Consider the following 4899-nt stretch of genomic DNA (forward strand, 5'->3'; position numbering starts at 1 on the left):
ATCCCATCATGTAAATAACCAAGAATCACGAGACACTAGGGAGGCGAGACAGACGAATGACAAGAAGCACGGTTCAACTGGATGACTCCGTGGCGATCGTTACCGGTGCAAGCAAGGGCATTGGACGCACGTTCGCTATAGGGCTGGCCAAGGCTGGGGCAAACCTGGTGGTGAATTTTAAGAACGACCACCGTGGTGCTGACGAGACTTGCAGTCTCGTCAGGCAGTTCGGAAGAAAGGCAGTCGCAATCGGCGCCGATGTCGGACAGCGGAATGACGTCGAGCGCCTGATAAGCGGAACTATCGACAACTTCGGCCGGCTCGACGTACTCGTCAACAACGCTGGCCGCACCCGCTTTGGCCTTGCCAGCGATGCAACACAAGAAGATTGGGATGATGTGATGAATACCAATCTTCGCGGCTCGTTCTTCGCCACTGTCTCTGCTGCACAAGTGATGGGCGACCATGGTTCGGTCATCAATATATCATCATGCGCCGCAACGCTAATGATTGAAAATCATTCACTGTACACGACATCAAAGGGCGGGCTAGAAGCAATGACGCGGCAGCTTGCGCTCGAATTGGCACCGCGTATACGGGTGAACGCCATTGCTCCAGCCGCAACCAGCACAGAGAGAAATTGGGAGTATGACCCAGATTTCGATCGTAGCTGGCAACGCGTGACACCAATGCGGCGAGTCGCGACGCCTGAGGACTTCGTAGGGCCGCTGATCTTCCTCGCCTCCGACGCCTCAGCCTTTGTCACCGGCGAAGTCCTGCATGTCGACGGGGGCTGGACTATCAAAGGCGACTATCCCAGCATGGCGCATTACGATCTCGAAGCCGACCGGAAACGGGGATAGGTGAACCAGATGGAAATCGGATTAGTCGTCGACCCTCGGCTGGGGCGCTCGTGGCCGGAGGCGCTTGATCTTGCAGTACGAAACGGCATCACTCACATAGAGCCGGCTGGCGGCGGTCACGTTCCAACGACTTATCTTGACCCTCATGAGCTATCCGCCAACGCCGAAGCGCTCGCCAGCTTCGCCCAATCGGTAACATCACGCGGGCTAACGATCTCGGCACTTGGGTGCTACGGAAATCCGCTCCATCCTGATGCAGTACGCGCAGAGGCGGCTCATTCGGACCTTGTCGCCATGTGTGACGTTGCTAGTAAGCTTGGCGTGGCGCGGATAACCGTGATATCTGGTGTTCCGTCCGGCGGCCCCAGCGACCGAGTGCCAAATTGGATTATTCCCTCCATCTACGCGGACTTTGAAGAGGTGTACCGCTGGCAGTGGGAAGAGAAGCTCATCCCATACTGGCGCGAGGCATGCGCGATTGCGAAAGACTACGGCATAACACTATGCATGGAGCCGCTCGGCGGATTCATGGTTTACAACGCGCAGACATTCTTACGACTTCGGGAAGTCTGCGGTGAGAAACTTTGCGTAAACGTCGATCCCTCACATTTGTGGTGGATGGGAATTGACCCGCTAATCTTCATTGACCAGCTTCGCGGTGCAATAGGGCATGCGCATGCCAAAGATGCGCGACTTGACCCACGTCGAGTCGCACATGACGGTGTCGTTCCTGCATGCCGTTATGATGACTGGGACCAGCGATCGTGGACGTATAAGGCGATCGGGTTCGGTCACGCCGAAACATTCTGGCGTGACTTCTTCACTTCTCTGCGCCGCAACGGATATGATGACGTCGTCGCGATCGAGATCGAAGAGTCGTTTATGACGGTGGATGAAGCGCTAGAAAAGTCCGTCGACGTCGTTAGACGGGCAGCTCCCCGCGCACCCATACCGTCCGAGAACTGGTTCGATAAGTATGAGTGGTCGCCTGCATCTATTGAGTGACAATCGAGAGGTGCGGCGGGCCGACTCACCGGAAAGATCATGCGGTTGATGCGGGCCATGACCTCACCGATGACAGGCTTCCTGCGGCTCCCTTCCACAGGCTGGGCGCGTCTCTGTCAAACCTACGTGCCACCCGACGGCCTTATCACGACGAGGAGACCAGATTGCGGAAGATTCGAAGTGGCGCCCGCGACGCCTTGGAGGGCGTTCTCGCCGACGGGCAGACGATCGTCATAGGTGGATTTGGCCTGTGCGGTAACCCGAACAGCCTGATCGAGGCGGTTCGCGAGGCAGGCGTTCATGACCTCACGATTGTGTCGAACAACATGGGAGTCGATGGCAAGGGGCTCGGCATCCTTCTCGAGAGCCGTCAAGTCATCAAGGTCGTGGCGTCCTACGTCGGCGAGAACAAGCTGTTCGCGCAGCAGTACTTGAGCGGAGAGCTGGAGGTCGAATTCGTGCCGCAAGGAACGCTCGCCGAACGGATGCGGGCCGGTGGAGCCGGCATTCCTGCCTTCTATACGAAGACCGGTGTCGGCACGTCCATCGCGGACGGGAAACCGCACGCCGAGTTCGACGGCGAAACCTACCTGCTCGAACGTGCAATCACCGCCGACGTCGCGCTCGTGCATGCCCACACGGCCGACCCGGAAGGCAACCTGACTTACCGGTACACCGCGCGTAACTTCAACCCGGTTGTCGCAACCTGTGGACAAGTGACTGTGGTCGAAGCGGAACTGTTCATCGAAAACTACCTGGACCCTGACCGCGTCGTCACGCCAGGCATCTACATCGACCGCCTGATCCATGCACCGAACCCGATCAAGCACATTGAGCAGCGCACCGTGCGCCGCCGCGAACTCACCGGGTCGGGTGCCGAGTCATGAGCTGGACCCGCGAGGACATTGCGCGCATCGCGGCCGAGGAGGAACTCCACGACGGAGATTACGTCAACCTCGGCATTGGCATACCCACCCTGGTGGCGAACAACCTACCCGCCGGCGTACACATCACGCTGCAGAGCGAGAACGGCATCCTCGGAATGGGGCCGTTCCCGTTCGAGGGCGATGAGGATCCAGACCTCATCAATGCGGGCAAGCAGACTGTCACTCTCAATCCTGGCGCCAGCATCTTCGACTCAGCCGCTTCATTCGCCATGATCCGTGGCGGCCACGTCGACGTCGCGCTCCTTGGTGCCCTCCAAGTCGGCGCCAACGGTGACCTGGCGAACTGGACCGTGCCCGGATCGCTGGTGAAAGGCATGGGCGGCGCCATGGACCTGGTCGCCGGGGCGCGACGGATCGTCGTCCTCACCGACCACACGGCTAAGGACGGCACACCCAAGATCGTTAGTAACTGCACTTTGCCACTAACTGGTCGCTGCGTCGTTCACCGCATCATCAGCGACCTCTGCGTGCTCGATGTCACGCGCGACGGGCTCCTGCTCACACGCTTGGCGCCGAACGTCTCGACAGCCGAGGTGATGGACAAGACCGATGCGCCGATCACGATGGCGGGCGGAACGGAGTTCGAGCGCCTCTCGGCAGCGCTGGAGGAGGAGCAGGAGGTGGCGACGCATGTCAACGGGGCCTCACGCTGAGGTCGTGGCCGGCTTCGTTGCTCCGGGGTTCGAACCCATCGCCGAGGAGTTCGACCGGAACTTCGCGCTGCGGGGTGAGGCGGGCGCGGCCTTCTCGGCGTACGTCGACGGGGAGCTGATTGTTGACCTGTGGGGTGGCGTTGCGGACGCCGAAGCCGGCCGAAGATGGCGGAAGGACACGCTGCAGCTGGTGTTCTCGGGCACCAAGGGGCTGGTCGCCACCTGCTTGCTGGTGCTGCTCGATCGCGGAGAGCTGTGTCTCGATGCGCCTGTCTGCGAGTACTGGCCGGAGTTTGCGGCAAACGGCAAGGAGACCATCTCCGTTGCAGAGCTGGCGTCACACCGTGCACGTCTCCCGGGGATCCGATCCCCGCTGGCTGCGGCCGATCTGGTCGACGATCGGCGCCTGGCTGCGCTGCTCGCCGAGCAGCCGCCTGAAACGGACCAACGCGCAGCGCGGATGTATCACCCACTGACGTACGGATGGCTCTGCGGCGAGCTAGTCCGCCAAGTGAGCGGACGCAGCGTGGGGCGCTTCTTCGCCAAGGAGATCGCCGCCCCTCTGCAGCTCGAGGTCTGGATCGGCTTGCCCAACGCGATGGAGCCGCGGGTTTCCATGCTGAGCTATGGGCCGGGCTGGGGGGCGAACCCCGCATACGGCCCTGGCAGCGCGGGCGGCGACCAGCTGCAGGCCATGGTGTGGGCGAACCCGCCGATCTTCCCTCCCGATGAACCGTTGTGGAACCGCCGGGCGTTGCATGCGGCTGAGATTCCGGGTGTCAACGGGATCGGCACCGCCCGCTCCATGGCACGGCTGTACGGGTGCCTCGCCCGAGGCGGTGAGCTGGAAGGAGCCCGGCTTGCCTCCTCGGAGGCGATCGACCTCGCGCGCACGGAGCTGGCTCGCTTCCGCGAGCCGTTCGTGGGCGAGCCGATAGCCTACGGCGTCGGGTTCCAGCTCCAGACCGAGGCACGCGTCTTCGGGCCGCCGGCGGAGGCGTTCGGGCATACGGGCGCCGGAGGCTCGGTCCACGCGGCGTGGCCAGAGGAGCGTGTGGGCTTGTCGTATGTGATGAACCAGATGCGTGACGATCCTGCGGGTGACCCGCGCTCGCAGGCGCTGCTCGACGTGCTCTACGAGGCGGTGCGGAGACGCAGCTGAGGCATTGATCCCGCGTACGCGGTGTCCAGGCGCGAACGTCGACGTGGGACATCTATGGGCATTTTGCAGCCCAGCTGTCTGCCTCGACTTTCGCGGTTATGCGGCGTCGGTGTCCCAGGCCAGGCGGATGGCGTGGATTTCCGCTGGTGTCGGCCGCTCGGGGCGAGTGACCTGATATTTGGCGGCGATCAGGACGCTGCGGAGCTTGGCGGCCATGTCGGCGGTCGCTTCGGGGTCGACCTGGTCCGCGTCGTGGAGGATGACACGTT

At 62.0% G+C, this 4899-nt stretch carries 5 protein-coding genes; all 5 read left to right on the forward strand.

The features are described from left to right. The first annotated feature begins 89 nt into the window (after window positions 1–89). Window positions 90–863 (forward strand): SDR family NAD(P)-dependent oxidoreductase, encoded by a 774-nt coding sequence (locus DD1DGNOD_RS08095; RefSeq protein ID WP_165036519.1) that lies wholly within the window; start codon window positions 90–92, stop codon window positions 861–863. Window positions 864–872: 9 nt separating this feature from the next. After that, a complete protein-coding gene (locus DD1DGNOD_RS08100; protein WP_241255549.1) occupies window positions 873–1868 on the forward strand; it encodes a sugar phosphate isomerase/epimerase family protein in 996 nt (331 codons plus the stop codon). 164 nt (window positions 1869–2032) lie between these two features. Further along, window positions 2033–2755 carry a CoA transferase subunit A gene (locus DD1DGNOD_RS08105; RefSeq protein ID WP_131769813.1) on the forward strand — a complete coding sequence of 241 codons (723 nt, stop codon included), beginning with the start codon at window positions 2033–2035 and terminating at the stop codon, window positions 2753–2755. Then, the gene (locus DD1DGNOD_RS08110) at window positions 2752–3468 is read left to right on the forward strand and encodes a 3-oxoacid CoA-transferase subunit B (RefSeq protein WP_131769814.1); all 717 of its coding nucleotides are present in this window, start codon (window positions 2752–2754) and stop codon (window positions 3466–3468) included. Before DD1DGNOD_RS08105 ends, DD1DGNOD_RS08110 begins: the two co-directional genes overlap by 4 nt. After that, window positions 3446–4630 carry a serine hydrolase domain-containing protein gene (locus DD1DGNOD_RS08115; RefSeq protein ID WP_131769815.1) on the forward strand — a complete coding sequence of 395 codons (1185 nt, stop codon included), beginning with the start codon at window positions 3446–3448 and terminating at the stop codon, window positions 4628–4630. Before DD1DGNOD_RS08110 ends, DD1DGNOD_RS08115 begins: the two co-directional genes overlap by 23 nt. Window positions 4631–4899 lie beyond the last annotated feature (269 nt).

The sequence above is a fragment of the Candidatus Protofrankia californiensis genome, assembly GCF_900634765.1.
GTDB lineage: Bacteria > Actinomycetota > Actinomycetes > Frankiales > Frankiaceae > Protofrankia > Protofrankia californiensis.